18 protein-coding genes and 1 tRNA gene are annotated in these 25,926 nt (G+C 43.5%); 9 read left to right on the top strand and 10 right to left on the bottom strand.

All coding sequences use genetic code 11. The annotated features are described in order from the left end of the window. Window positions 1–25 precede the first annotated feature (25 nt). Entirely contained in the window at window positions 26–2,188 is a 2,163-nt protein-coding gene (gene recQ / locus FPZ43_RS08080) for a DNA helicase RecQ (protein ID WP_146381360.1), read from the bottom strand. A gap of 93 nt (window positions 2,189–2,281) precedes the next feature. Between recQ and FPZ43_RS08075 the strand changes: the two genes are divergently transcribed. After that, window positions 2,282–4,768 (top strand): M14 metallopeptidase family protein, encoded by a 2,487-nt coding sequence (locus tag FPZ43_RS08075; RefSeq protein WP_146381359.1) that lies wholly within the window; start codon window positions 2,282–2,284, stop codon window positions 4,766–4,768. Between the two features lie 246 nt (window positions 4,769–5,014). Here the strand turns inward: FPZ43_RS08075 and FPZ43_RS08070 are convergent, their stop codons facing one another. The 3 genes from FPZ43_RS08070 to FPZ43_RS08060 form a co-directional block, all read right to left on the bottom strand. Further along, a complete protein-coding gene (locus FPZ43_RS08070) occupies window positions 5,015–7,459 on the bottom strand; it encodes an outer membrane beta-barrel family protein (protein ID WP_146381358.1) in 2,445 nt (814 codons plus the stop codon). A 377-nt stretch (window positions 7,460–7,836) separates the two neighbouring features. Beyond that, the gene (locus tag FPZ43_RS08065; protein ID WP_146381357.1) at window positions 7,837–9,501 is read right to left on the bottom strand and encodes a PspC domain-containing protein; all 1,665 of its coding nucleotides are present in this window, start codon (window positions 9,499–9,501) and stop codon (window positions 7,837–7,839) included. A gap of 27 nt (window positions 9,502–9,528) precedes the next feature. Further along, entirely contained in the window at window positions 9,529–9,864 is a 336-nt protein-coding gene (locus FPZ43_RS08060) for a PadR family transcriptional regulator (protein WP_146381356.1), read from the bottom strand. A 185-nt stretch (window positions 9,865–10,049) separates the two neighbouring features. Here FPZ43_RS08060 and FPZ43_RS08055 point away from each other — a divergent pair, with 185 nt between their 5' ends. Genes FPZ43_RS08055 through FPZ43_RS08045 form a run of 3 tightly spaced genes read left to right on the top strand, consistent with a single transcriptional unit; the run spans window position 10,050 to window position 15,691 of the window. Beyond that, complete coding sequence (locus FPZ43_RS08055) at window positions 10,050–13,172, top strand: SusC/RagA family TonB-linked outer membrane protein (RefSeq protein WP_146381355.1); 3,123 nt, start codon at window positions 10,050–10,052, stop codon at window positions 13,170–13,172. A gap of 10 nt (window positions 13,173–13,182) precedes the next feature. Continuing rightward, window positions 13,183–14,763: a SusD/RagB family nutrient-binding outer membrane lipoprotein gene (locus FPZ43_RS08050; RefSeq protein WP_146381354.1), complete on the top strand. Its 1,581-nt coding sequence runs from the start codon at window positions 13,183–13,185 to the stop codon at window positions 14,761–14,763. 19 nt (window positions 14,764–14,782) lie between these two features. Then, window positions 14,783–15,691 carry a BT_3987 domain-containing protein gene (locus FPZ43_RS08045; protein ID WP_146381353.1) on the top strand — a complete coding sequence of 303 codons (909 nt, stop codon included), beginning with the start codon at window positions 14,783–14,785 and terminating at the stop codon, window positions 15,689–15,691. Between the two features lie 65 nt (window positions 15,692–15,756). Here the strand turns inward: FPZ43_RS08045 and FPZ43_RS08040 are convergent, their stop codons facing one another. Together FPZ43_RS08040 and FPZ43_RS08035 are read right to left on the bottom strand one after the other, a co-directional pair. Next, window positions 15,757–16,164 carry a DoxX family protein gene (locus tag FPZ43_RS08040; RefSeq protein ID WP_146381352.1) on the bottom strand — a complete coding sequence of 136 codons (408 nt, stop codon included), beginning with the start codon at window positions 16,162–16,164 and terminating at the stop codon, window positions 15,757–15,759. Between the two features lie 20 nt (window positions 16,165–16,184). Beyond that, a complete protein-coding gene (locus FPZ43_RS08035) occupies window positions 16,185–17,105 on the bottom strand; it encodes a S66 peptidase family protein (protein ID WP_146381351.1) in 921 nt (306 codons plus the stop codon). 111 nt (window positions 17,106–17,216) lie between these two features. Between FPZ43_RS08035 and metG the strand changes: the two genes are divergently transcribed. Both metG and FPZ43_RS08025 read left to right on the top strand, forming a co-directional pair. Continuing rightward, window positions 17,217–19,283, top strand: coding sequence for a methionine--tRNA ligase (gene metG / locus FPZ43_RS08030; protein WP_146381350.1), 2,067 nt, complete (start codon window positions 17,217–17,219; stop codon window positions 19,281–19,283). A 79-nt stretch (window positions 19,284–19,362) separates the two neighbouring features. Beyond that, window positions 19,363–19,434 (top strand) — tRNA-Arg (locus tag FPZ43_RS08025). A 442-nt stretch (window positions 19,435–19,876) separates the two neighbouring features. On the opposite strand, the gene FPZ43_RS08020 is transcribed toward FPZ43_RS08025, so the two are convergent. Next, complete coding sequence (locus tag FPZ43_RS08020) at window positions 19,877–20,257, bottom strand: VOC family protein (RefSeq protein WP_146381349.1); 381 nt, start codon at window positions 20,255–20,257, stop codon at window positions 19,877–19,879. A 172-nt stretch (window positions 20,258–20,429) separates the two neighbouring features. On the opposite strand from FPZ43_RS08020, the gene FPZ43_RS08015 reads away from it, so the two are divergent. Continuing rightward, complete coding sequence (locus FPZ43_RS08015) at window positions 20,430–21,785, top strand: alkaline phosphatase family protein (protein WP_146381348.1); 1,356 nt, start codon at window positions 20,430–20,432, stop codon at window positions 21,783–21,785. Between the two features lie 28 nt (window positions 21,786–21,813). Here the strand turns inward: FPZ43_RS08015 and FPZ43_RS08010 are convergent, their stop codons facing one another. Next, on the bottom strand, window positions 21,814–22,482 hold the full coding sequence (locus FPZ43_RS08010; RefSeq protein WP_146381347.1) for a DNA alkylation repair protein: 669 nt from the start codon (window positions 22,480–22,482) through the stop codon (window positions 21,814–21,816). Window positions 22,483–22,611: 129 nt separating this feature from the next. Next, window positions 22,612–23,808 (bottom strand): MFS transporter, encoded by a 1,197-nt coding sequence (locus tag FPZ43_RS08005; protein ID WP_146381346.1) that lies wholly within the window; start codon window positions 23,806–23,808, stop codon window positions 22,612–22,614. Between the two features lie 166 nt (window positions 23,809–23,974). On the opposite strand from FPZ43_RS08005, the gene FPZ43_RS08000 reads away from it, so the two are divergent. Continuing rightward, window positions 23,975–24,442 (top strand): pyrophosphohydrolase domain-containing protein, encoded by a 468-nt coding sequence (locus FPZ43_RS08000; RefSeq protein WP_146381345.1) that lies wholly within the window; start codon window positions 23,975–23,977, stop codon window positions 24,440–24,442. On the opposite strand, the gene FPZ43_RS07995 is transcribed toward FPZ43_RS08000, so the two are convergent. Then, the gene (locus FPZ43_RS07995) at window positions 24,439–24,933 is read right to left on the bottom strand and encodes a GyrI-like domain-containing protein (RefSeq protein WP_146381344.1); all 495 of its coding nucleotides are present in this window, start codon (window positions 24,931–24,933) and stop codon (window positions 24,439–24,441) included. The genes FPZ43_RS08000 and FPZ43_RS07995 overlap by 4 nt on opposite strands. Before the next feature lie 32 nt (window positions 24,934–24,965). Here FPZ43_RS07995 and rlmF point away from each other — a divergent pair, with 32 nt between their 5' ends. Continuing rightward, the gene (gene rlmF / locus FPZ43_RS07990; RefSeq protein WP_146381343.1) at window positions 24,966–25,880 is read left to right on the top strand and encodes a 23S rRNA (adenine(1618)-N(6))-methyltransferase RlmF; all 915 of its coding nucleotides are present in this window, start codon (window positions 24,966–24,968) and stop codon (window positions 25,878–25,880) included. Window positions 25,881–25,926 lie beyond the last annotated feature (46 nt).

The following is a 25,926-nucleotide window of genomic DNA, read 5'->3' as shown; positions in this document are numbered from 1 at the left end:
AATATAATAGCTTTTGGCTAAGCTTTTAGCTTTTTGAAATTTGTTGCTGATAAGTTATCCACGCAATAACGGCTTTAATTTCACTATAAGTATAACCATCACCCAGTGCCTCTTTTATGGGCGCCAGTTTTATGCTGCCATGTTTTTCAATTGCACGCTGAATTGCCGGCATTTTATCTAGTGATACAAGCTGTTTTACATCCAATTCACCGGTCTGCACAAAGTTGCTCAAGTGGCCTTCTATCGTTGTGGGCGACAATTTACGGGCAGCGGCTATTTGCGCTATGCTATTGCCAGCCTTAAATAACATGAGGGTATCGTTATAAGTATCTGATGTCCGCTTTGGTTTCGATTTGGCGTTTGCTTTACGTGTGCGGCTCTTGGTTTTCTGGTCCATTTTGGATGAGAGCCCTTTTGCGGTACTATATGTATTAACAACACTTAGGAAATCACGGCCATAACGTGCAAGCTTGATATCGCCGAAGCCAGATATTAACCTTAACTCATCCATCTTTTGCGGCAGGTAAGTTGCTATTTCCAACAATGTGGCGTCAGATAATACGATATATGCAGGCAGGTTTTCGCCAACTGCAATTTCCTGCCGGTGTTTGCGCAGCAAGGTTAGCAGCTCGTTATCAAAAGTAAGTTCATCATTGTCTTTCTCTTCGATGTGTTGCGAAGTAATCAGCTCAACTTTTTCCATTCCTTTTAAAACGGCTTCGCTCTTATCCGTTAACTGCAATGCCGAATATCCATCATCACTTAGTCTTAAATAACCTCGGGCAATCAGCTCCCGTATATAGCGCTGCCAGTCGGCCCGTGGCACATCGGCACCAATGCCATAGGTTTTTAACAACTTGTGCTCGGCCCAAAGTTTTATGCTTTTGCTGCCCATTAACAGGTCGATAACGTAATTGATGCCGAAACGTTCTTTCAACCGCACAACTGCCGATAATGCTTTTTGAGCGATGAGCGTACCATCAAATTTTTCAAACTCGCTGAGGCAAAAATCACATGAGCCGCAATTGTCAGGGAAATGCTCGTCGAAATAATTCATTAAATACTCGCGGCGGCACCGGTGCATTTGCCCGTACTCCACCATATCGTCCAGCTTTTTTAGCATAATGGCGCTTTGCTGGGCGTTGTTTTCAACCTTGGCAAATTCGCGCAATTTCATGGCATCGCCCTGCGAAAATAAAAGTAAAGCGTCGGACGGTAAGCCATCCCTGCCTGCACGACCGGTTTCCTGGTAATACCCTTCGATGTTTTTAGGCAGATCGGCATGTACCACGTAGCGCACGTTTGATTTATTGATACCCATACCAAAGGCAATGGTGGCTACTACAATTTTAATCTCATCGCGCAAAAAAGCCTCCTGGTTTTTGGCCTTTACATCGTTGTTGAGGCCTGCGTGATATGCTGCTGCGGCATAACCTTCGTCCCGTAAATCGCGGGCAAGGCTCTCGGTTGACTTGCGCGACAGGCAGTAAATAATGCCCGAATCTTCTTTACGCTCGCTTAAAAACCGCAGCAGTTGTTTAAAACTGTTTTGCTTGGGTTGCACCCGGTAAGTAATATTTGCCCTGTTGAAGGAGGATACAAAAACCTCCGGTCTGGTTAAATTCAGTTTTTCGAGGATGTCTTTTTGCGTAAGCTTATCGGCAGTTGCGGTAAGGGCAATTACCGGTACGCCCGGAAACTCCCGTTTAAGGCCGGCCAACATCAGGTACTCGGGGCGAAAGTCATGCCCCCATTGCGAGATGCAGTGCGCTTCGTCAATAGCAATCTGCACCACTTTAAGCGTTTTAAGGAATGCCATTAACCGCTCATCTTTCCCAAAAAGGCGCTCGGGTGCCACATAAAGTAAGCGCAATTGATTGTTGCTTAACTTTATGGCAATGTCGCGCTGCTCATCTGTCGATTGGCTCGAATTTAAAAAGGCAGCGGGAATACCGCTAAGATTAAGGCTGTCTACCTGGTCCTTCATCAAAGCTATCAACGGTGATATAACTATAGTAAGCCCATTTAACAGCACAGCAGGTAACTGGTAACAAAGAGACTTGCCGCCGCCAGTTGGCATGAGCACCATAACATCCTGCTTATTCAAAACGCAGTTGATTATATCCTCTTGCGAATGCCTGAACTGGCTGTAACCGAAATATTTTTGAAGCGCTTGTAGTGAATTCATGTAACCATGCAAAGGTGCAGATTTTTGTTAAGCCGTCGGCAGCGCATAAACAACTGGAAAAAATATTTTAGATTAGCTTTTTACACATCAAGCATGTTAAGAAGGTTTTATACTTTATTTTTTGCGATTCTGCTTGCCGGGTCGGTATCTGCGCAAAGCATACAATCACCCGAGGCGTTTTTGGGTTATAAACTTGGGCAGCAGTTTACGCCGCATCATCGTATTGTTGAGTATTTCAAATACGTAGCCGCTAACGCAAAAAATATAAAGCTCCAGCAGTTTGGCACCACCAACGAGGGGCGGCCCTTGCTTGCCGTATTTGTTGCCTCAGCAGAAAACATTAACCGAATAGAGGAGATCCGCCATAACAACCTGCGCCTGGCAGGAATTGAAGTCGGCGCCCAAATGGCAGACGCGCCGGAAATAACCTGGCTTAGTTTTAACGTGCATGGTAACGAGCCCGCTTCAAGCGAAACGGCAATGTGGGTATTGTATGACCTGGTAAACCCGGCGAAAAGTAAAGTGCAGGGTTGGCTGCAAAACCAGTTAGTAGTTATAGACCCATGCCTCAACCCCGACGGGCGCGACCGCTATGTTAACTTTTATAATTCTGTTAAAGGCCTGGTGCCAGATGCCTACCCATCTGCCCGTGAACATGCCGAGCCCTGGCCGGGCGGCAGGGTTAACCATTATTACTTTGACCTTAACCGCGATTGGGCATGGCAAACGCAAAAGGAAACGCAGGCACGCGTAAGCCTGTTTAACAGCTGGTTACCGCAGATACATGTGGATTTTCACGAACAGGGTATCAATGCGCCATATTACTTTGCCCCGGCAGCCGAGCCTTACCATAAAGATATTACCCAGTGGCAGCGCGATTTTCAGGTTACCATTGGCAAAAATAATGCGAAAGATTTTGACAGAAATGGCTGGATGTATTTTACGCGCCAGGAGTTCGACCTGCTTTACCCATCATACGGCGATACCTACCCATTGTACAATGGCTCAATTGGCATGACGTATGAGCAAGGTGGTATAGGGGCGGGCCTTGCCGTAGTAACACGAAGCGGCGACACGCTTACCCTTGCCGACCGTATTGCCCATCACCATTCAACGGCTATAAGTACTATAGAAACTGCTGCACAAAATGCCGCCAGGCTGCAAAATGAATTTAAAAAGTTTTATAGCAGTAGCAAAGCGACCCCGCCGGGCGACTATAAAACCTATATCATCCGTAATGATAATAACGAAAAGATGCAGCAGCTGGCTAAAATGCTAACACGCAATGGCATTAACTACGGGTTTGGCATTGGTGCAAAAACGGTAACCGGTTATAACTACTTCACCGGGAAGACCGAGCAATATGCAACCGGACCAAATGATATGGTGATTAATGCTTATCAGCCTAAATCGGTATTGCTGCATGTGCTGCTTGAGCCGCGTACCTTTATACCAGACTCGGTTACGTATGATATTACTGCATGGGCCTTGCCCTACGCTTATGGTTTAAAGGCGTACGGCTTAAAAGAGTCACTTAAGCCTTTGAGCAATTCGCTGGCGGTAAGCGCCCCAGCTGCGTTAACCAATAGTCGCGCTTATGCTTATGTATCAGCGTGGCAGTCTGTTGCCGATGTGCGATTTTTAGCTGCCTTGCTTAAGAAAGGTATTAAGGTGCGCTATACTGAAAGGCCGTTTGAAACCGGTGGCAAAAAATTTACGGCAGGCTCGCTAATTATAGCCCGTACCGGCAATAACGCGCCCGATTTTGATAACATAGTTACACAAACAGCTGACGCGTTGCGTCATGAGCTCACGCCACTTGCAACCGGCTTTGTCGATAAAGGAAATGATTTAGGTAGCGATGTGGTTAAATTGATAACAAAACCGCGCGTAGCGCTTTTAGCCGGCGAGGGGGTAAGCGCTGAAGCAATGGGCGAAGTATGGCATCTGTTTGAGCAGCAAATAAACTACCCGATTACGCTGATACGCCAACAGGATATTGCCCGAACCAGCCTGAGTGATTTTGATGTGATGGTAATGCCTGACGGTCGGTACCAGGATATATTACCCGATAAGGTGCAAAGCTGGATTAAGGATGGCGGCCGCTTAATTGCTATGGAAAATGCCGTTGCACAATTATCAGCCAAAGAGGGCTTTTTAAAAAAGAAGGAAGACAAAAAGGATGATAAGTTGAAAAGTGCAAATCGCGTTTATGCTCAGCGGGATAGGGACGCCATCAGTTCCTATATTCCCGGTGCAATATTCAAACTCAATTTGGATAATACGCATCCGCTGGCTTTTGGTATGCCTAACTATTATTTCTCTCTCAAAACCAGCGACGATATTTATGAATTGCTTGGCGAAGATGATTGGAACGTGGGCACGGTAAAAAAGGACAGCTACGTTGCCGGATTTGCAGGTGCAACATCCAAGCAAAAAATTGTTAACGGTATGCTGCTCGGTGTACAGTCTGTTGGCCGTGGCGAAGTTGTTTATATGGTTGATGATCCGCTATTTCGCAGCTTTTGGGAGAATGGTAAACTGCTGTTTAGCAATGCGGTGTTTATGGTTGGGCAATAAAGCCCCCCGGCCCCCGGAAGGGGGATTAGGAGACAGGCAAATGTGCTTGCGAAAGCTAAATGGCATAACCTCTTATCATGCCGAATGGAGTGAAATATCTTATCGCCGACTTGCACAGTTCGCCATAGATTCTTCGCTGTCGCTCAGAATGACAAAAAGTCTTTTATATAGAAGGCCTGTATGATTAATCATACAGGCCTTCTTGTTATTTAACTTCCCCTTCAGGGGGCCGGGGGGGCTTGACGCTTAGTTTCCGCCCTTAACCCTTCCTTTTTCATCTTCGGCGCCGGTACGGTGCTGGCGCATTTTTATCTTGGTGTTACCAAAGTTATAAGTAAACGTTAAACGAGCCAGTTGGGTTTCGTTTTTCTGCCTGATGTTCAATTGTACGCTTCTGAAGTTAGTGCCCAAGTTGTTGCGGCGGGTATTAAACACATCGGTAACGGCAAACTTCACATTAAACTTTTTATCCATGAAAGAACGGCTTACACCGGCATCAACTGAGTATTGTGAATGAATTTTGAAAATGCTGTAAGTAAGCGGCGACTGATAGTTACCGGATACCTCGGCCTTAAAGCCTTTCAGGAACAGGAAGGTTTGCGTAGCACGAACGTTAAATGCTGCCTGCCCGTTATTAAGCGTTCCACCCAAAAGTGAATCGGCTTTAAAGCCTTGGTAAAACCCGTTCACGTTGATGTTACCTGTCCACCATTTGGCAATAGTATACGGCGAATTGATGTTGATGGTGTATGAGTTTTGCGTTTGCAGGTTCACTACGGTTTGATACGTAGCTTTTGATAGTGTATCTGTCAGTAATACTTCGGCAGTAACATCTGTTGTGCGGCTATATCCTAATGATACGTTTATAGTTTTATTATAAGTATAGTTAATTTCAAATGCATTTGTGTATTGCGGTTTCAGGAACGGATTTCCCTGCTCATAAGTGTATTGATCCAGGTAATAACGAAACGGGTTTAAGTTATCGTAACGTGGCCTGTCAATTCTGCGGCTATAGCTAACGCCAATTTCATGTTTATCGCTAAGTGTGTGGTTAATAAATATACTTGGGAACAAGTTTAAATAGCTGCGTTTTACCATTTGGTTTTCGGTAATTAAGTTACCGGTAGATCGTGTTCCCTCTGCCCTTAAACCAGCCTGTATAGATGTTTTTGCATATGTTTTGCTCAGGTTTAAATATCCCGCGTAAACGTTTTCATCATATATAAAGCGATTGGTGCGTGTACTATCATTTACAAAACCTGCGCCGTTGTTTATTTGCGCCTGCAGGTTATTGTCGGTTTTTACAAAGCTGAACTTAGCACCGGCTTCCAGCTTGATGGTTTTATTTAGTGGTAGGGTATAATCAAATTTTTGGGTATTGATGGTTATTTGTGCTGGTGTTTGGTTGCGCAAAAACAAGGGCTGCATCATTGTAGAACCATCCGGCCTGAAGAAATAAGTATCATAGTTCGCAAATGAGTTATTATTGAATTTCGAATAGTCGATATCAAAGCTTAACTCCTGCCCAAGGGTGTCAATAACCCATTTATCATTTAAGTTAGCTGCAAAATTACGATAGGTTTGTTTCATATCAGTCAGCGTGTTCTGGTACGAGTCGTTCGCTGCCGGGGTAAGGCCCAGGTAAGTAATGCTTTTATTATCGTTATACTCGTTGGTATAATCGCCACTTAATACAAAACCTAACGTGTTGTTTTTCGAGGTTGCGTAATCGGCGCCAAAACGATAGTTGTTGTAATGAACGCTGTTGTGCATGCGTGTATTCTGGCGGAAATAGGTGCGTTTAGCAGCGCTATCAACAGATCTGTCAATGTCTATCACATTATCGCGGTTAATATCACCACGGCTAAAAGTTCCAAAAAGGTTCAGGTCACCTTGTTTATGGTTAATGTTAAGGGTTGTATTATCACGGAAGTTTTTTCCGTAAGCCGCGCCAGCTGTAAGGCTGCCATTAGTACCTACTTGTTTGTTCTTTTTAAGTTTAATATTGATGATGCCCGAGTTTCCAGATGCATCATATTTGGCAGATGGGTTGGTAATGATCTCGATAGACTGAATGGTTGAGCCATCGGTACTGCGTAACATGGTGGCTAATTGTGCAGCACTCATGTAGGTTAGCTTATCGTTTATCATCACAGTAACGCCTTGCTTGCCTTTGAGGCTGATGTTGTCGTCTTTATCGATGGTTACACCAGGGGCGCGTTCCAATATTTCAAGTGCAGAGTTGCCGGCAGCTAAAACGCTATTCTCTACATTCATTACAGTACGGTCAAGCTTGCGCTCAATAAGGGGGCGTGAGGCAGTAATCGTCACTGTTTGCAGCGTTTTGCTGGCAGGCTGCATTTTTATTACTGGAGCCGTTACGGTTGATGCGTTAACATCAAACTCGGCACTTGCGGCTTTTTGGTAGCCAAGGTTAGTTGCCTTAACAATGTACCGACCATAGATTATGTTATCAAAAATGTATTTACCTGCATCATTTGTCAGGGTGCCTTTCACTACCGATGAATCTTTTGCGCGTAATAGCGTTACGGTTGCATAGTCCATAGGTTTGCCTGTTTCGTTTTGTAGGCTGCCGCTAACAGCTGATTTGCCTGGCGATTGTGCCACTGAAAGTAAGCTGCCGAATAAGCTTAGGGTGGTTATGCAGAATGTTTGTATTAGTGTTTTCATGTTGCTAAAGTTTAGGCAATAAAAAGCTACCGAAGCGTATGCCTCGTTTTTTAAAGCCGCTAAGAAATTGGATTTAGATAGCCGGGAGAGAATTACCCTCCGTTAGCTGTTTGTAGAATTGGGGGCTGGTGTAATCATGAGCGTCGTTTTATTAGTCCCGGCTTTGCCCGGTTATTATTGTTAATGTGTTTGTATATAAGATGACGAAATGCACCTAAAGGTTACAATACAAACACAATATGGCCTGTTTATTCGGTAAACGTGGGTAAAACGGCGGTGAGGCAAAATATATATCGGTAAAGGTTTTGCCTGGTGATATGATAGTGCTTGAAATGGTGCAGGCCTGCCTTGCAACAGACCTGCACTTAAGCATGTGTTTAGTTTTCTTCAGTCGTCAGCGCGGTAGTATCTGGCTTTGGCTCAACTAATGGAAGTACAAGGGTATCCACTTTACACTGCAATCCATTGTCTGTCATTATAAATTTCACCTGCGATGCATCATCTTTTTTGTTTACATCCTTGCATTGCCAAACATCAACATCGCGCACAAAACGATCCACTCCACCATCAATAACTACTTTATAGTTAAGCGGTATTTTTAATGTGAGCTTGAGGCTTTGTGATCTCCAGTATCTGTCGTCCTGTTTTTCAAGACGGCGGTTAAACTTAAGAATATTGCCTTCCTGCTTAAACTGGTAGCTAGTGCCGCGGGCATTGAACAATGCATCCTCATAATTACGGCCCCGCGCACTGAAAGATTCCACCAACACAGGCTGCGCAACGTCGCTTTTCTCTATATAGATATCAATATTTTTATCGGGCATGTCCATGTTGTTATCGTCGTCATCGTCCAAGATTATGCGCCCGTTAAATCGCTCGCGTATTTTTAAACGCGTGCTGTCTTCTCCGGTCAGGAATTTTATATCATTTAATCTTAAGTAATAGGTGCTATCGGCTGCCGGTTGGATATTTATTGTTTGGCTAAAGCCGGCCTTTGTTCTAAATTCGGATGATATTTTAGCCGAGTAGTAAATAACTACGCATAAGGCAGCAACCCAGGTTAATAATAATGTTGAACCTATGGTGCGAGATACCGAGCGCGTGTTGAATACCCATCTTAATATTAACAATATGATAGCCAGGAGCGGAATTATAGCCAGGAGTATAGCCGATACGAAGAATATCTTATTGACCTCGTTACTGGTTATATTAAAAGGGAACAGGTGATAAATGCCCATGTTTTCATTATAAACCAATGCCAAAACTACCCCGGCAACTAAGGCAATAATACTACCTAAACAAGCCACTAAAATGCAGATGGCTATAAGCTTTCCGATTAATTTACCCGTGCCTCCTAAAAATGTACCGAAATGGCCGAAAAAGTCGCCGGCAAAATCACGGGTTTTATAAATAAATGGGCGCGCTTCTGTGCTTAGGTTTGATAGGTTGTTGCGCATGGTGCTCATTTCCTCTTCAAAATTTATTTTGAAGCCTTGCAGGTCAAGCTTTTGACCTTTCATCGCCATACGGTCGGCCCGGGTTATGGCTTTTGGCACCACAATCCAAAGTATAACGTATACCAAGAACCCAAAGCCGCCAAAAGGAATCAGAAAAACGAAAAGTAAACGCACCCAAACCGAATTAAAATCAAAATAGTTGGCAATGCCTGAACATACACCTGCTACAAGGTGATCATCCGGATCACGAAACAAGCGGCGAGCGCCCGTATTATATGCTTGAAATGCCGATTGTGCGCCAGGGGCTTCGTCATTTTCGGCTGCTTCAAAATCTTTCACAGAGCCCATTTGCTCTACAACGTTCTTAACATCCTGCTCAATAATTACCTGCTTACCTTCTTTTAACAATATCTCGTTAAACATTTCGGCAATCCGGTTTTCGATGTCGGTAGTTATTTCAAGGCTGTCGGCCGAGTTCATGAAGTGGCGTTGCACTTCACTCATGTAGCCTTTTAATATCTCGTATGCATTTTCCTCTATATGGAAAACAATGCCGTTTATATTTATAATGATAGTTTTATTCATGATATGGTTGATCTTAATTTGAGAGGTTTAGTTTTTTCTGTCGCCTATTGATGTTTGTACCGCAAATGCCAGCTCCTGCCAGGTAACATCAAGTTGCTCAAGTACTTTACGGCCTTCGTCGGAAAGGACATAGTATTTTCGTGGCGGGCCCGAGGTAGATTCTACCCAGTTGTAGGCCAGCAGGCCATTGTTTTTTAATCGAGTTAGTAAAGGGTATAGCGTACCCTCAACAACAAGCAGGCGGGCTTGCTTCAACTCGGCAATAATATCCGAAGCATATATCTCGCCCTTTGCTATTATGGAAAGGATGCAATACTCCAGTATGCCTTTCCTCATTTGGGTTTGGGTGTTTTCAACAATCATAATGCAAAGATATATGTTTAGGAATGTATTATGCAATACATAGTACTAAATATTTTTAGTGTGTTAACAAGTTTTAACGATTTTTAACAAAAGGCCTGTTTTTTTTTGAAATTATTTGATTTATTGATATCGTAACACTACTTTTATGATTAATTAACTATTAACTGATCTTATTATTAACAAACATGAAAAAACTTCTACTAGTAAGTTTGTGTTTCCTGATGTTATTCGTAACACAGGTTTATGCACAAAATCGTACGGTTACAGGTACAGTTACTTCAAAGGATGACGGCTTGCCGCTTCCTGGAGTGTCTGTAACCGTTGTTGGATCACAGACCGGTACTGTGACTAACTCGGCCGGTTCTTATTCCCTAAAAGTTCCAGCCGGTTCTGTAACTCTTCGCTTTGGCTTCATTGGCTTCGCTTCTCAAAACGTTGCTGTAGGTGCCAATAACGTGGCAAACGTTGCTCTTGCAACTGATGCCAAGCAATTGGGCGAGGTAATGGTAACTGCGGCGGGTGGTATTCAAAGAAAAACCCGTGAGTTGGGTTTCCAGGCAACCCGTGTTACTGCTGCTCAATTAACCCAAGGTAAAGCGCCAACTGTAGCAGCCGGCTTAACCGGTAAAGTTGCAGGTTTGCAAATTAACGCTGTAAGTAGCGGTGTTAACCCTAACTACCGTTTGGTATTACGTGGTAACCGTTCATTAACAGGTAACAACCAAGCCCTTTTGGTATTGGACAACGTGATTACTCCAAGCGCGGTATTAGGTAACTTAAACCCTGAGGATATCGAAGATGTAAACGTACTGAATGGTGCAGCTGCTGCGGCCCTTTACGGTCAGGATGCATCTAACGGTGCGTTGGTAATTACAACCAAAAAAGGTAAAGCAGGTGTAACCGAAATCAAATTTTCACACCTAACTACTTTTGAGCAGGTTAGCTTTTACCCTAAATTGCAAAATGAATTCGGTTCAGGTTCAACTTCAAACATCCAGGTTTACGATCCTATCGAAAACCAGCAATTTGGTCCTGCGTTTGATGGCTCAATGCGTCAAATCGGTTTGCCGTTCCAGGATGGATCAGTTCAAACTGTAAAATATGCTGCTAACCGTGATAAATACGATTTCTGGGAAACTGGTGTTACTAACCAGGAAGATATCTCCCTTACATCTGGTGATGATAAATCAACATTCTTCCTGAGCGGTCAGTACTTAAACACAAACGGTACTACTATTGGTGATAACTACAAACGTTATTCATTCCGTTTAAACGGTACTCGTGACTTTGGTAACAAGCTGAAAGCTTTATATTCTGTAAACTATGTTCAAAATGATTTGAACACAAGTACTGCTACAGCAACTATCTACGATCAGTTACTACAAACCCCCGCTCAAATCCCATTGCTTAGCTACAAGGATTACACAAATAACATTTATGCCAACCCTAACGGTTACTACAATGGTTATTATGCTAACCCGTACTTTACTGCTGCTAACAACCGTAACAGGAACCGTAACAGCTACGTAACAGGTAACTTTGACTTAAACTACGATCCATTGAGCTGGTTAGGTTTCACTTACCGTTTAGGTGTGTCTAACAGAAGCCAGTTTAACAAATCTTACACAGGTCAATTTACTTTCACTCCATATGCATTGTCGGTTTACACGTCTAAATCAAACATCGCAGGTGGTGTGTCTGATGGTTCACTATCTAACGTTCAGTTAAACTCTGAGTTCCAGATCAGGTTGAACAAATCAGTTAACGATTTCACATTCAAAGGTATCTTAGCTGCTTCAGTTCGCCAGAATACTTACAAAACAATTGGAGTGAGCGCAAACGGTATTTTTGTACCAGGCTTATACAATGTAAGTAACCGTATTGGTGAAGCTGGCGCAGGTGAGTCAAACTTCCTTGCAAGGCAACAAGCTATTTATGGTGATGCAACAATTGGTTACAAAAACTATTTGTTCTTACACCTTACTGGCCGTAATGACTGGGTTTCTCAACTATCTCCAGAAAATCGTTCATTCTTCTATCCTGCAGCTGACGTATCTTTCGTAGCGTCTGACGCTTTTGACTTCTTTAAAGACAGCAAAGTAATCGACGTATTGAAATTACGTGCTGGCGTTTCAAAAGTAGGTAACGTTAACTTAGAGGCTTCAAGCGGTAACCAGTTTGGTGCTTACGCTTTGTTGCCAATTTTCTCACCTACATCTGGTTTCCCTTACGGCTCATTGGGCGGTTACTCACAAAGCTCGAGCATTGTATCTCCGAACTTAAGACCTGAGATTACAAAAGCTTACGAGTTTGGTGCCGATTTCACTTTATTAAACAATCGCGTTGATGGTAGTGTTACTTATTACCACTCAAGCACAACAGACCAAACTGTAAATACAACTATCAGTAACGCTACGGGCTTTACTCAATACCTGATCAACACAGGTGAGGTTACAAACAGCGGTATTGAAAGTGCGTTACACATTACGCCGTACCGTTCGGCAAATGGTTTCTCTGTAACAGTTGGTGGTAACTACACTTACCTTAAAAACATTGTAAACTCTATCAATGCTAACTTACCAAGGTTACTTATAGGTAACGGTAACGCTTATGCAGTAGAAGGCCAGCCTTTCCCTGCTTTGCTTGGTACTGATTACAACCGTGACGATCAAGGCCGTGTTATTGTTGACCCGGTTACTGGTTATCCATCTGCAAATTCTCAAACTACCGTTATTGGTTATTCACAACCTAAACACCGTTTAGGCTTAGATTTAGAAGTAAGATACAAAGGCCTGCGTTTCACAACATTGTTTGAATACCGTGGTTCTTACTCACAACTTGCTCAGGAACTGGGTGGTTCACTTGATTTCTCTGGTTCATCATTGGGTTCAACATTCTACGGTCGTGAGCGCTTTGTATTCCCTAATTCATCTTACTTAGATCCTGCAACTAACACTTATGTTGCTAACACAACTGTGTTAACTGCTGATGGTGGTGCCGGTTTCTGGCCAAGCGGTAACTTTAACCGTAACATTACAACTAACTACCTGTACTCTGGTAACTACTGGAAATGGAGAGAGGTATCTTTGGCTTACACCCTTCCAAAATCACTTTTGGCTAACTTAAAAGTTGTTAAAACAGCCACTGTGAGCTTACAAGGTCGTAACCTGTTCTTATGGGTGCCAAAAACCAACAGATATACAGATCCTGATTTCAACAACTCTGATAATAACGCCATTGGTATCACTGGTTTAGGTCAAACTCCTCCAACAAGATACTACGGTGCTTCAGTTTCAGTAACTTTCTAACAAAACGACAATGAAAAAATATATAAGCGCAATAATATTAAGTGCCAGCTTGCTTGGCCTATCATCGTGCAAGAAGTATTTGGATATAAATAACAATCCAAACCAGGCTACAACATCAACGCCCACATACGTTTTACCAAACGCTATGGAAGTTACAGCCCGTACGGTTGTTACCTACCACAACTACGGTGCACAAACTGTAGGTTATATGGTTAACGCCGGCGGCTATGGCGGTTGGGGTACCATCTTTACTTACAACTACACTACTAACGAGCAGACTGGCTTGTGGACATCTGTTTTTGGGAACTTAAGAGATTACCAGTACATCCTTACCTCTACTGCCGGTAATCCAAATCAGGTGTATTTCAATGCGATTGCCCGTATCATGAGAGCATTTGATTACCAGATGCTTGTTGATGAGTACGGAAATGTGCCATACACCGATGCAATTAAAGGTGCAGAGTCTCTTACACCTAAATATGACGACGCAGCTGCGATCTATCAGGATTTGGTAGCTCAACTTAATCAAGCCATAGCAGATATAAATGGTGCTAATGCAGGTACGCAATCATCTGTTACGTCTCCAGATATTATGTTCGGCGGAGATATGGGTAAATGGAAACAATTTGCTAACACTTTGAAATTGCGTATCCTTTTACGTGCTTCAAACTCATCGTTAACATCTTTTGTTAATACTAATTTGGGAAGCTTTAATACTGCAGATGGTTTCTTAGCCGAGGATGCTACAATTAGCCCGGGCTACATTGTTACATCTGGTAAGCAAAACCAAATGTGGGAAACTTACCACTCAAACAGTGCAGGTTCTCAATCTGGTTTTGGACGTCAATTTATTCCTTCAAGATACGTACTTACGTTTTATAACGGTGGTCACTTAACAGATACCAAACGTGCAGCCTTGACCTATGCAAGTGGCATTAACGTTCCGGCAAACCAGTTAGGTAACGAGAATAACCCACCGGTAGCGTTGAGCGGAACTCCTGCATGGTATATTGGCGGCACCGACTATGCGTCTGCTCCTAATGCTTTAGGTATATTGAAAGGTCGTACCATGAGGCAGCCAATTTTACTACTGGCTGAAGCAAAATTCCTTCTTGCTGAAGCTGCACTTAAAGGTTTTGCATTATCAGGAACAGCAGTAGCTAACTTTGATGCAGGTGTTACAGCCTCGTTCAGGTATCTTGAAAAAGACATAAATGGTTCAGTTGGTAGTGCTGACCCAGCTGCTGACGTAACTGCTTATAAAGCTGCTAATGCAGGTATCTATCTTGCAGATTATAATTTGGCAACCACAGATGCGCAACGTCTTGAAGCAATCATCACCCAAAAGTATATTGCTTTAAACTTCATTCATGGTCAGGAAGCTTGGAGCGAATTCCGCAGAACTGGATATCCAGCAGTAAGTGGAACAGCCGCCACAACAACTTTTGCGTCAAGCTTATCACAGTCTACCCGCACGGATAGGTTGCCGGTACGTGTGCTTTACCCAACATCTGAGTACACATATAATCCAGGCAATGCGCCAGCTGGTATCAATCCATTCACGTCTAGAATATTCTGGGACGCTAACTAATTATTAAATTAATAAGAAAATGAAAAAAGTATTAGGTTTATCATTGATGTCTGTACTCATGTTGAGTTTAGCATCTTGCTTGAAAGATAAGACCGCGAATATTGATCCAAGCGGTTCGCCAGCAGTGGTTGGCTGGTCTACATCTACTACCGGTGATCAGCCTGCTGATGTTACCGCAGGGTTTACACGTTACTCAAGGTCTTACAATATATCTACCACCGAGACTGAAATGCTTGTACAGGTTTCATACTCGGGAAGTAGTTTACCTACGTCTGACGTTACTGTAAACTTAGGTTTGGATTTAGATGCGCTTAAGGCTTATAATGCTGCTCATTCGCCACAAACTTCCGTAGTTCTACCTTCAACCGTGTACACTATGCCTTCAAGTGTAGTAATCAAAGCAGGGCAACGTAAGGCAGATATTGTGGTAAAGCTGAAAACTAATCTATTCGATTTGCAGCAAGCTTACATCCTTCCATTAAAAATTACTTCTACAAGCGCAGGCGCCGTAAGCTCAAATTATGGAACTGTATTGTATAGTGTTGGCGCGAAAAATCAATATGATGGAGTTTATGCCTTAAAAGGATACGTTGTTAGACAAGGTGATACTGGTGGCTTAATGGGTTATACTGTAAAAGGTATTGCCAATAGAGAGCTGATTACATTAGGGCCAAACTCAGTATCCTTTACTCAGCTTTGGGCTAATGGTGGTGGTATTGCCGGTATAGACGGAACTACAATTACTGTAAACCCTACTACTAATAAGGTAACTATGAGCGCAAGCAGTAACCCAGCTCTAAAAAATTTAGAATCTTATGATAACCGTTACGATCCAGCCACTAAAACATTTTATATCTCGTTTTATTGGGGTAATGGTCCGGCTCATAGAGCCGCTACGGATACGTTAACATATATCGGTCCGAGATAATAGGAATTTTCTTTAATAAAAAAGGGTATCAAACTGATACCCTTTTTTATTTTAATAGCACTTGGCTACTTCCTGTCCACGCTATACCTGCCGGGGCCGATAATGAATAAGCCTGTAAACATCACGGCCGCTTCTATTGCGTGGCTTGCGCCTGGTAAGCCATCGCCTTTAACAAAGTGTGTTATAGCAGCTATCACAAGGGTTATAAGCAATAACAAACATGCCGGTCTGAATATCAACCCTATTAATATTAAAAATCCGCCCAAAGCTTCAGATAATGCAGCCATCAGTCCCCAAAAAACGGGGGCAAAGTTGATGCCCACTACTTTTGTCGACGCACCTATTTCTGCCCATCCCGCAGGACCGCCCATCAATTTGGGATATCCGTGAAATATAAACATAGCGCCCAGGCCAACGCGTATAACCAACAGACCGAAATCACGGTACTTGTTAAGTGAATGAAATATTGCCATAAAATATTATTTAGGTTTGATTAATAACTGATTTCTACCGAATGTGTTTTAACATTCATAGTCAAGGCTGTGCCTAAAACTAAGCTGCAATTGTTAGCAATGTGCCCGGCCGGAAAATCAAAACAAACCGGGTAGCTATACTCCCTCACTACGTCCATTACAATTTCGGGCAACGTTTGGCCGAAAGGGGTATCATTATCCTTCATGTCTGTAAAGCCGCCGATGATAAGCCCGGCCAAATCGTTCAATTTACCGGCCCTTTTAAGGCTGCGTAACATCCTATCGGTGGCATAAAGATATTCGCCCACTTCTTCGAGAAAAAGAATCTTTCCTGAGTAATCTAAATCGCTTATCGAGCCATTTGCAGCAATGAGCAGAGACAAATTGCCTCCCACCAGTACACCGGCAGCTTCACCTAAACGATTATTGCTATTCGGCTGAAGCGTGTAGTTTAATGTATCGCCAAATAGCGCAGCGTGCAGTGTTTGTAAAGAATAAGCCGATGCATCCGGAATGTTTAAAGGCATTTGTCCGTGTATACAGGCAACGTTAAAATTGCTTATTAAATGGGCGTGCAGGAGTGTAATATCGCTAAACCCTACCAACCATTTTGGATTGGCTACCATTGGGGCAAAATCTACCTTATCAATCATCCTGATAGTACCGTACCCGCCACGCGCTGCAAAAATTGCTCTTATCTCGGGGTCGTCAACAAAGCGCTGCATATCAGCCGCGCGGGTATCGTCATCTCCGGCAAATTGATGATACGATGCATTTACCGTATCGCCCAATATTACTTCCAGGCCCCAATCCGTTAATAGATTAATGGCATCTGTCATCGGTATTGGCAGCTTTTTGGCAGGGCAGGTTATGGCAACTTTGTTGCCCTTTTTTAAGTAAGGCGGAATGATAACTGAGTGCGATTGGTCGAAAGTTCGCATAGATGTGAAAGAGTGATCGGTATATGTACGTTGTATGTCTCTTAAGTTGCGTCTTTCAAACTTTGTGACTTAAAAGATTTATCTTTGCAAATTAATAAACATCGCCGCTTAATGTCGCAATTAAACAAATATAAAAGATACACTATCACATCTGCGCTGCCTTACGCAAACGGGCCGCTGCACATTGGCCACCTTGCAGGTGCTTATTTACCTGCCGATATTTTTGTGCGCTACCTTAGGCTGATGAAAAAGGATGTAGTATACATCTGCGGATCCGACGAGCATGGAGCGGCTATCACCATTAAAGCAAAAAAAGAAGATACTACGCCGCAGGCAATAATCGATAAATACCATAACCAGATCAAGCAAAGTTTTGAAGATTTTGGGATTGCATTTGATATTTACCATCGCACATCTTCGGCCATCCATCATGACCTGTCGAAGGAGTTTTTCCTGAATTTATATGAAAAAGGAGAGTTTGTAGAGAAGTTTTCCGAGCAGTATTTTGACGAGGATTACCAGCAATTTTTAGCCGACAGATATATAACTGGTACATGCCCGGTTTGCAGTAATGACCGTGCTTATGGCGACCAGTGCGAAAACTGCGGTACATCGCTCAATCCAACCGATTTAATAAGCCCGGTATCTACGCTAAGCGGTAAAACCCCGGTTTTGAAGCCAACCAAACACTGGTATCTTCCGCTTGATAAATATCAGCCGTGGCTGGAAAAATGGATTGACGAGAAGGACGGCGAATGGAAAGTAAACGTATTTGGCCAATGTCGCTCATGGTTAAAGCAGGGCTTACAACCTCGCTCCATGACCCGCGACCTTGACTGGGGCATAGATGTGCCGCTCGAAGAAGCCAAAGGCAAGAAGCTTTACGTTTGGATGGATGCGCCGATTGGCTACATATCTGCCACAAAACAATGGGCAACTGATAACGGTAAAGATTGGCAACAGTACTGGAAAAAACAGGCTGATTCGCAGGATGAATCTTGCCTTATCCACTTTATTGGCAAGGATAACATTGTATTCCATTGCATCATATTCCCGGCCATACTTAAAGCGCATGGTGATTATATTTTGCCGCAAAATGTACCCGCTAACGAGTTTCTAAACCTGGAGGGCGATAAACTTTCAACATCACGTAACCACGCTGTTTGGCTGCATGAATACCTTGAAGAGTTTCCGGGCAAGCAGGACGAATTGCGCTATGTGCTTACATCAATACTGCCCGAAACCAGCGACAGTGAGTTTACCTGGAAAGATTATCAGGCCCGTGTTAATAACGAGTTAGTGGCTATTTTAGGTAATTACGTAAACCGCGTAATGATACTGATGCATAAGTATTACGATGGCAAGGTTGAAAGCGCCGGCGAACACGTTAAACTTACTGATGCCAGCCTTGATACAGAAATAGGCACGTTATATGATGAGTTGGGTAAAAATCTGGAGGCATACCGATTTAGGCAAGCCCTGCAAAACGTAATGGATATGTCACGCCTTGGTAACCGTTACCTTACAGAGCAGGAGCCTTGGAAAACTATAAAAACAGATCCCGAAGCTGCCAAAACAGCCCTGCAAAATAGTTTGGTACTTATTGGCCATCTGGCTACATGCCTGCAGCCGTTTTTACCGACAACAGCAGACAAGATATTTGGCATGTTGAATATACAAGCGTTAGGTTTTGACCAGGAAGTAACGTTTGCAAACGGGCATCGGTTAAACCCTGCAGCGCTCCTTTTTGAAAAGGTAGAAGATGAAGCTATAGAAAAACAAGTGCAAAAGCTGGCTGATAAAAAGCAAGCTGCTTTAACAGCACAAAAGCCTATGGTAACGCCTGCAAAGGCCAACATTACATTTGATGATTTTGTTGGATTAGACATCCGTACCGGTACAATACTGACGGCTGAGAAAGTTGCTAAAACGAAGAAGCTACTTAAACTTACAATTGATACGGGTATCGATCAGCGAACTGTAGTATCAGGCATTGCAGAGCATTATGAACCCGAGAAAATAATTGGCACGCAGGTGAGCATTTTAGTAAACCTGGAGCCAAGGGAAATAAAGGGCATCATGTCGCAAGGTATGATATTAATGGCCGAAAATGCTGAAGGAAAACTAAGCTTCGTATCCCCGGCCGATGCCATGCCTAATGGCTCGGTGATAAGATAGCCACTGAATGCGCAGATGTGTAAATTATCGTTTGACTAAATCAGCTATAATTTGCACATTTGCACTTCCCGAAATAAATGGTCCTGTAGTTCAACGGATAGAATAGAAGTTTCCTAAACTTTAGATATGAGTTCGATTCTCGTCAGGACCACGTAGAAAGTCAAAAGCCTTTAGTCGGAAGATTAAAGGCTTTTCTTATAAAATACTACCCGATATGTAAAATAATCATCTGGAATGTAACAGTAAGAAACTGTTATTTTTGAATATAAACTCTTGGATTGGTTTTATTTATCCCGGTGCTGGTTTTGTTTGCAAAGTAAAGCCCTACTGGCAACCCTACAACAAATAGCAGGAAGCAAATCGAACTGGTTTTAATATCCCTTGATTTAGAAAGCAGCAGAAAATTTAATATAAGCATTACTGCGAGGATGGCAATTCCAACGCTTGCTAAAAATACATTTAGGCCAGTCACATATTGATGATATGTATAGTAAATAAAAAGTCCCGTAGTTAAACTTAAAGAGATTGACGTCAACAATTTCATTTAAAAAAAGTATAACTCAAAAATAATTTAATTAAGAGATAATTTATCCCTACTCCCCCGCGGCCTCAAACAACTCAATAATATTCCCTTCCGGATCAAGTATATGGATGAACTTACCATATTCATATGTTGCCAACTCATCTACTATGGTTACACCTTGTGCTTTAAGTTGATCAACCAGGTCTTCGATGTTTTCAACCCGGTAATTGATCATGAAATCTTTTTTGGAAGGATTAAAGTATTGGGTGTCTTTCGGGAAGGTGCTCCAAACGGTGTAAGCTGTTTTTTCAGGATCTTCTGCATCCCGCCATTGAAAAACTGTGCCGTGCGGGCTGGTATCAATCCCTAAGTTATTAGCATACCACTCGTTCATTTTTTTTACGTCATCACATTTAAAGAAAATGCCGCCTATACCCGTTACCTTTTTCATGGTTTAAATTTTTAATCAAGATAAATAAAACTTTTGCGACTTAAAGTTACAGCTATATTTTTATCACCCCTTTTTTGGGAGATAATGTGTAACAAAGCTGTTGGTTAATTGCCTTTAATGTGCATTTAACCTGTTTTTAATATATATGGAATACTTTCGCAACTAACACGCTATGAAGAAAGTATTAAAGAGTATTGCTACATGCCTGCTTGTGGCAACACTGGCCCATGCCCAGGATAAGCATGTAATTTTGATAAGCATTGATGGCCTGCGCCCCGAGTTTTATATGGACCCAAGCTGGGCAATGGTAAACGTGAGGCAGGGCATGCAGACCGGCTCATATGCCGAAGGTGTTCGAGGCAGTTTCCCAACGGTAACCTATCCGTCGCACACATCTATCATTACCGGAGTATTGCCCGCAAAACATGGCATTTATTACAATACACCGGTTGAGCCCCTTGGCATTACAGGCAAGTGGTTTTGGTACTATAAAGATATTAAAGTACCCACCTTGTGGACTGCTGCTAAAGAAGCAGGTTTAACTACCGCGGGTGTGAGCTGGCCGGTAACTGTTGGGGCACCCATAGATTATAACCTGCCCGAGTATGTCATATTGCCCAAAGGCAAAGGTGAAAAGAAGGATGAGATAAAGGCAATGTATGAGGAGTCGAACCCTAAGCAGTTGTACCAGGAAGTACAGGATAATGCCATTGGCAAATTCGGCGAGTTTGGTGCTACGTTAGATTTTTACAATAGCGACCAAAACAAGGCGCGCATGGCGGCCTACATCGTGCGTAAATACAAACCGGCATTTTTAGCTATTCACATTGCACTTACAGATCATTTTGAGCACGAGCAGGGGCGTGACGGCGATAAAGTGCGTTCGGCAGTGGCAGGGGCCGACTATGCTGTTAAGACGATTATGAATGCTGTTGAAATGGCAGGCATAAAGGATAATACCACCTTCATTATTACCGGCGACCACGGCTTTGTTGATACACATACCCAGGTAAACGTAAACGTGATGCTTGCCAAGGCCGGTTTATATGATAACGATAAAAAGGAGGACTGGAGGGCGTACTTCCAGGCAAGCGGTGGTTCTGCGTTTTTGCACCTGTGTAACCCAAATGATAAGGCCACGCTTGATAAAGTGAACAAAGCGCTTGCAAACTTGCCGGATGGGATTAAAAAGCTTTTTCATATACTGGATAAAAAGCAGTTAACCGCTGCGCAGGGCGACCCGAATGCGGCGCTTGCACTTGCAGCAAACCGAGGCGTTAGCTTTGGTGCTACTGCCAAAGGAGAACTTTTAACAGCAGCCAAAGGCGGCACACACGGCTACCTGCCTACAGATTTTAAAGATATACAAACGGGTTTTGTAGCATTTGGCCGTGGCATTAAACCCGGAACGGTGTTGCCTATAATGGATCAGGAAGATATTGCACCGTTAATAGCCAACCTGCTTGGTATTACGCTTAAAACAGACGGAATACTTTACCCCGGGATATTACAAAAGGTCAAAAAATAATTGAGCTAAAAAGCGCGGTTACTCGTGATTACTTTTGTCGGCTTACCATCTCATTTATCCAGATAGGGGCAAAGGGCGATGTACAACCCTTCGATACCGGGAAGTCGCGGTAGATGCCAAGCTTTTCGCCTATAACTAATGCGCGTTCACGGTAAGCCGGATGGTTTATACCAATTTGTGCAAGGGTAGTATTCATGGTCCACTGCGTTTCAGGACCAGCGTTTGGCATTTCCCTTTCAATTCTGTCAAGCAGGGCAGCAAGATCAATGCCTTCGGGATTGCGCGTTACCCTTCCTGCAGTTAAGCTCCAGCCGGCCCGTGCGGCATATGCATTTTCGGCCCGCATCCAGCCCTCGCGCAAATCTTCCTTCCCTGGATACTCTTTAACTACGTACGAATTAAACCAGTCGGCCAGTGGAGCAAAGTTTATGGAGCGCACCATTTCGTCCAGTTCTGCTGGTGATAGCATTTCAGGCTTGATGATAAGGGTTGCCAAAAAACGCGCCTCGATGTTGCCGGTAGCCCATAGGTCTATTGCCAGTTGCTGGTTGGTTTTGATAGGCTTGGCAAGTGCCCTTATGTCGCCCATTTTAACACCGAACTGATTTTGTTCAGTAGCGCCATACTTGATGTTATGGGCAAACATCTTCTCGTTTCTTAGGGCTTTTAATTTCCCTAATATTTCGTCTACAGTCATGCTTTCGGGATTATGATTGCATGTGCAATTTAGCAAGATATCACCGATTGTCAAGAGTCTAAAGACCACGCTCCGTTCATTTCACAAAATGAACAATACCTTTTACAACACTACTAACACCAAAGTAAATTATGAAACCTGTAGTTGTGAAGCGGCTTCAACCTTGGTAATATCAGCTTTCCGGTTGCGGATAATAAGCAACCAGGCAAAGCCTGCGCCCACTACGGCCATAGCTGCCCCAACCAACTCAGGCGATGTGTAGCCGTAACCCATCTCAATTGGTAAGCCTCCTAAAAAGGCACCTAAAGCATTACCTATGTTAAAGGCAGCCTGTGTTATAGATGCGCCCAGCATTTCGGCACCCTGCGTAGTTTTAATCATTAACACCTGTATGGGCGCTGCAAGGGCTATTGATAAGCTGCCCGCCACAAAAGTAAGAATGAGCGATAATGCCGGTTGCCACGATAAAAAGTAAATGGCCAGCAGGCCTACGGCCATTGCTATCAGTAACACAATGCAGGCAGTTAGCGGGTTAAGTTTATCAGCCAGTTTGCCACCAGCAACGTTACCCACCACCATACCGAACCCGGCTATAACCATTACATACGGTACAGTTGATACATCAAGATGGGTAACCTCGGTCATGAGTGGGGCAATGTAGCTGATCCAGCAAAACAAGCCGCCTGTACCTATTGATGTAATAAGCACAATTAACCAGGGCTCTACCCGGGCGAAAACCTTTAATTCTGATTTGAAATCTCCGCTGCGTGATACAGGTAGCGCCGGCAGTAAAACATACAAAGATGCCATGGTAACTGCGCCTATTAAACCAACGCTGCCAAAGGTATATCGCCACGAATAATGGTGACCTATATACGTGCCTATTGGCACCGTAAGCAGGTTGGCAATAGTAAGACCCGCAAACATTACTGATATAGCCTGCGCCTGTTTACCCTTATCGGCCAGGCGACTGGCCACTACCGATCCTACGCCAAAAAATGCACCATGCGGCAGGCCCGAAAAAAATCGGGCCAACAATAAAACCACAGGGCTTGGCGCAAAAGCAGATAGCGTATTAAATACGGTAAACATTGCCATGAGCCAAAATAGAATCTTTTTTGGGGCGATGTTACTTGCCGCCACGGTAAGTAAAGGCGCACCAACAACCACGCCCATCGCATAAGCCGAAATCACGTGTCCTGCCTCGGGAATGGTAATGCCAAAGCCTTTAGAAATATCGGGCAATACACCCATCATCACAAACTCGGTAGTGCCTATACCCAGGCCGCCAAGGGCCAGCGGAATTAAACTTTTTTTAACCTGCATATATTAGTGTCAAATATACACAAAGGCGTCGGCGGATGCATCTGCAAGAATGATTAGCGGCCTTTTTTTACACTAAACTTATATGGCTATCGCGCATGCGATAGATATCTATTTTCGCCTATTTGGAATTAAAATAATAATTTTAGCTTTTATTAAATTGTGAACTATGCAAGAGCCAAACGCATTAAACCAGGTAGCCGAATTCCATAAAACATTTAAGCACCCTATCGTAAACACGCCTGCTATACCGTCAAAGGAGCGCTGCGCCCTTCGGGTTGCCCTTTTGGCCGAAGAGGTGAAGGAACTGCAGGATGCCATAAGTGACAACAATATGGTAGAGATTGCCGATGCCCTTTGCGACATACAATATGTACTGGCAGGAGCCATTTTGGAGTTTGGCCTTGGCGGAAAGTTTAAGCAATTGTTTGATGAGGTGCATCGGTCAAACATGAGCAAGGCTTGTAAGAACGAGGCAGAGGCTATTGAAACCATTGCCCATTACAAGCAAAGAGATGGCAGCGAGTCATACTTTAAAGAGGAAGATGATTTGTTTTTGGTTTATCGTACTAATGATAATAAAACCTTAAAATCCATCAATTACTCACCGGCGGATATCAAGGGTTTGTTGTTCTAATCACGTTTTTTTACAGGGATCCAAATATCCTCTTCAGACGCGGGATCATCATTTTTGTACAGGTGGCCCAGTACTTCAAAGTGCGGTCTGCTGTCCAACTCATAAGCCGATTGCGGTAACCATGTGAAGAAAATATAATTAAATGCCGGTGCAAAATCTCTTGCCCGGCCTTTATATTTAAATACAGCGTACTGGCCCCCAGGCAGCGTAAAGGTGTGTATCCCTTCCGGAACGTTGTCAAAACTGTTTACTTCCACAGCAGCCCATTTTTCGAACGTAGTATCTGGGGTAAACGTTTCAAAATCAGTGTAAATCTGCATGCATATCAAGTCGGCGTTTATGGCATTATTGATTTGTTTGCGTAACGGCATAAAGGTTTGCCAAAGCTGACTGGTTGTGTTTTGAGCAATGCTCATTTGCAGGTATTGGCCTATCAGCTTTTTGGGGGCTATGGTTGTGATATATGGGTTGGTAAGTATGGGCTGAGGCATAAAACAAATATACTTGCTAACTTTGTAATATTATGGCAGCAAAACAGGATGGCAACTCCCGGCAGAAAGATAACATGCATCCCCGCAATGTGCACCGTGGGCGGTACGATTTTGCAGCGCTTACAAAAGCAAGCTCCAATTTACGTGGCTTTGTTACCGAAAACGAGTTCGGCGACTTGTCTGTAAATTTTAGTGATGACAAAGCCGTAAAGGCACTTAACCAGGCCCTGCTGAAGCAATTTTACAAAGTAGAGCAGTGGGATATCCCCGACGGGTTTTTATGCCCGCCCATACCTGGCCGTTCCGACTATATACATTACCTGGCCGACTTGTTAGCCGAAACGAACAACGGCACAATACCAACAGGAAAAGGAGTTAAAGTACTGGATGTTGGCGTTGGCGCCAATTGCATATACCCATTAATTGGGAATGCTGTTTACGGCTGGAGCTTCACAGGCAGCGATGCCGATTACATTGCCGCTGGTGCAGCGGGTAAAATTGTGCAGGCCAATGGCCTTGCAGGGAATATCGAGATTCGCAAACAGTCATCATTTACGAGCATATTTGAAGGTATAATAAAACCCGGCGAACGGTTTGATGCCACCATGTGTAACCCACCGTTTCATTCGTCGTTAAAGGAGGCAAACGAAGCAACCGGCCGTAAATGGAAAAACCTGGACACCGATAACAGCAGCAAACTAAATTTCGGCGGGCGCAACAACGAGCTTTGGTGCGAGGGGGGCGAAGTGCGTTTTTTAAATAAGATGATCAGCGAGAGCGTAACCTTTGCGCGGCAGGTTGGATGGTTTACCTCACTGGTATCTAAAAAAACTACGCTGGCAGGCTGCTATAAATCACTCGATTATTTTAAAGCTTCGCAGGTGAAAACGATCGAGATGGCGCAGGGCCAAAAGGTAAGCCGCATACTGGCCTGGCGGTTCGACTAAATAATCACTTCCAGATACAAATAGCAAGGCGGCCAGTTGATATATG

This window comes from Mucilaginibacter pallidiroseus (genome assembly GCF_007846085.1).
Taxonomy (GTDB): domain Bacteria; phylum Bacteroidota; class Bacteroidia; order Sphingobacteriales; family Sphingobacteriaceae; genus Mucilaginibacter; species Mucilaginibacter pallidiroseus.
Note: the sequence above shows the minus strand (reverse complement) of the source record. Positions and strands in the feature narration are given on the sequence as shown.

Bases quoted from the DNA above. Each gene is read 5' to 3' on its own strand.
- FPZ43_RS08010 (WP_146381347.1), bottom strand. From the start codon at position 22,482: ATGACTGTAGACGAAATATTAGGGAAATTAAAAGCCCTAAGAAACGAG.
- FPZ43_RS08055 (WP_146381355.1), top strand. From the start codon at position 10,050: ATGAAAAAACTTCTACTAGTAAGTTTGTGTTTCCTGATGTTATTCGTA.
- FPZ43_RS08060 (WP_146381356.1), bottom strand. From the start codon at position 9,864: ATGATTGTTGAAAACACCCAAACCCAAATGAGGAAAGGCATACTGGAG.
- FPZ43_RS08015 (WP_146381348.1), top strand. From the start codon at position 20,430: ATGAAGAAAGTATTAAAGAGTATTGCTACATGCCTGCTTGTGGCAACA.
- FPZ43_RS08005 (WP_146381346.1), bottom strand. From the start codon at position 23,808: ATGCAGGTTAAAAAAAGTTTAATTCCGCTGGCCCTTGGCGGCCTGGGT.
- FPZ43_RS08065 (WP_146381357.1), bottom strand. From the start codon at position 9,501: ATGAATAAAACTATCATTATAAATATAAACGGCATTGTTTTCCATATA.
- FPZ43_RS07995 (WP_146381344.1), bottom strand. From the start codon at position 24,933: ATGCCTCAGCCCATACTTACCAACCCATATATCACAACCATAGCCCCC.
- metG (WP_146381350.1), top strand. From the start codon at position 17,217: ATGTCGCAATTAAACAAATATAAAAGATACACTATCACATCTGCGCTG.
- FPZ43_RS08040 (WP_146381352.1), bottom strand. From the start codon at position 16,164: ATGGCAATATTTCATTCACTTAACAAGTACCGTGATTTCGGTCTGTTG.
- FPZ43_RS08070 (WP_146381358.1), bottom strand. From the start codon at position 7,459: ATGAAAACACTAATACAAACATTCTGCATAACCACCCTAAGCTTATTC.
- FPZ43_RS08000 (WP_146381345.1), top strand. From the start codon at position 23,975: ATGCAAGAGCCAAACGCATTAAACCAGGTAGCCGAATTCCATAAAACA.
- FPZ43_RS08075 (WP_146381359.1), top strand. From the start codon at position 2,282: ATGTTAAGAAGGTTTTATACTTTATTTTTTGCGATTCTGCTTGCCGGG.
- recQ (WP_146381360.1), bottom strand. From the start codon at position 2,188: ATGAATTCACTACAAGCGCTTCAAAAATATTTCGGTTACAGCCAGTTC.
- FPZ43_RS08035 (WP_146381351.1), bottom strand. From the start codon at position 17,105: ATGCGAACTTTCGACCAATCGCACTCAGTTATCATTCCGCCTTACTTA.
- FPZ43_RS08020 (WP_146381349.1), bottom strand. From the start codon at position 20,257: ATGAAAAAGGTAACGGGTATAGGCGGCATTTTCTTTAAATGTGATGAC.
- FPZ43_RS08045 (WP_146381353.1), top strand. From the start codon at position 14,783: ATGAAAAAAGTATTAGGTTTATCATTGATGTCTGTACTCATGTTGAGT.
- rlmF (WP_146381343.1), top strand. From the start codon at position 24,966: ATGGCAGCAAAACAGGATGGCAACTCCCGGCAGAAAGATAACATGCAT.
- FPZ43_RS08050 (WP_146381354.1), top strand. From the start codon at position 13,183: ATGAAAAAATATATAAGCGCAATAATATTAAGTGCCAGCTTGCTTGGC.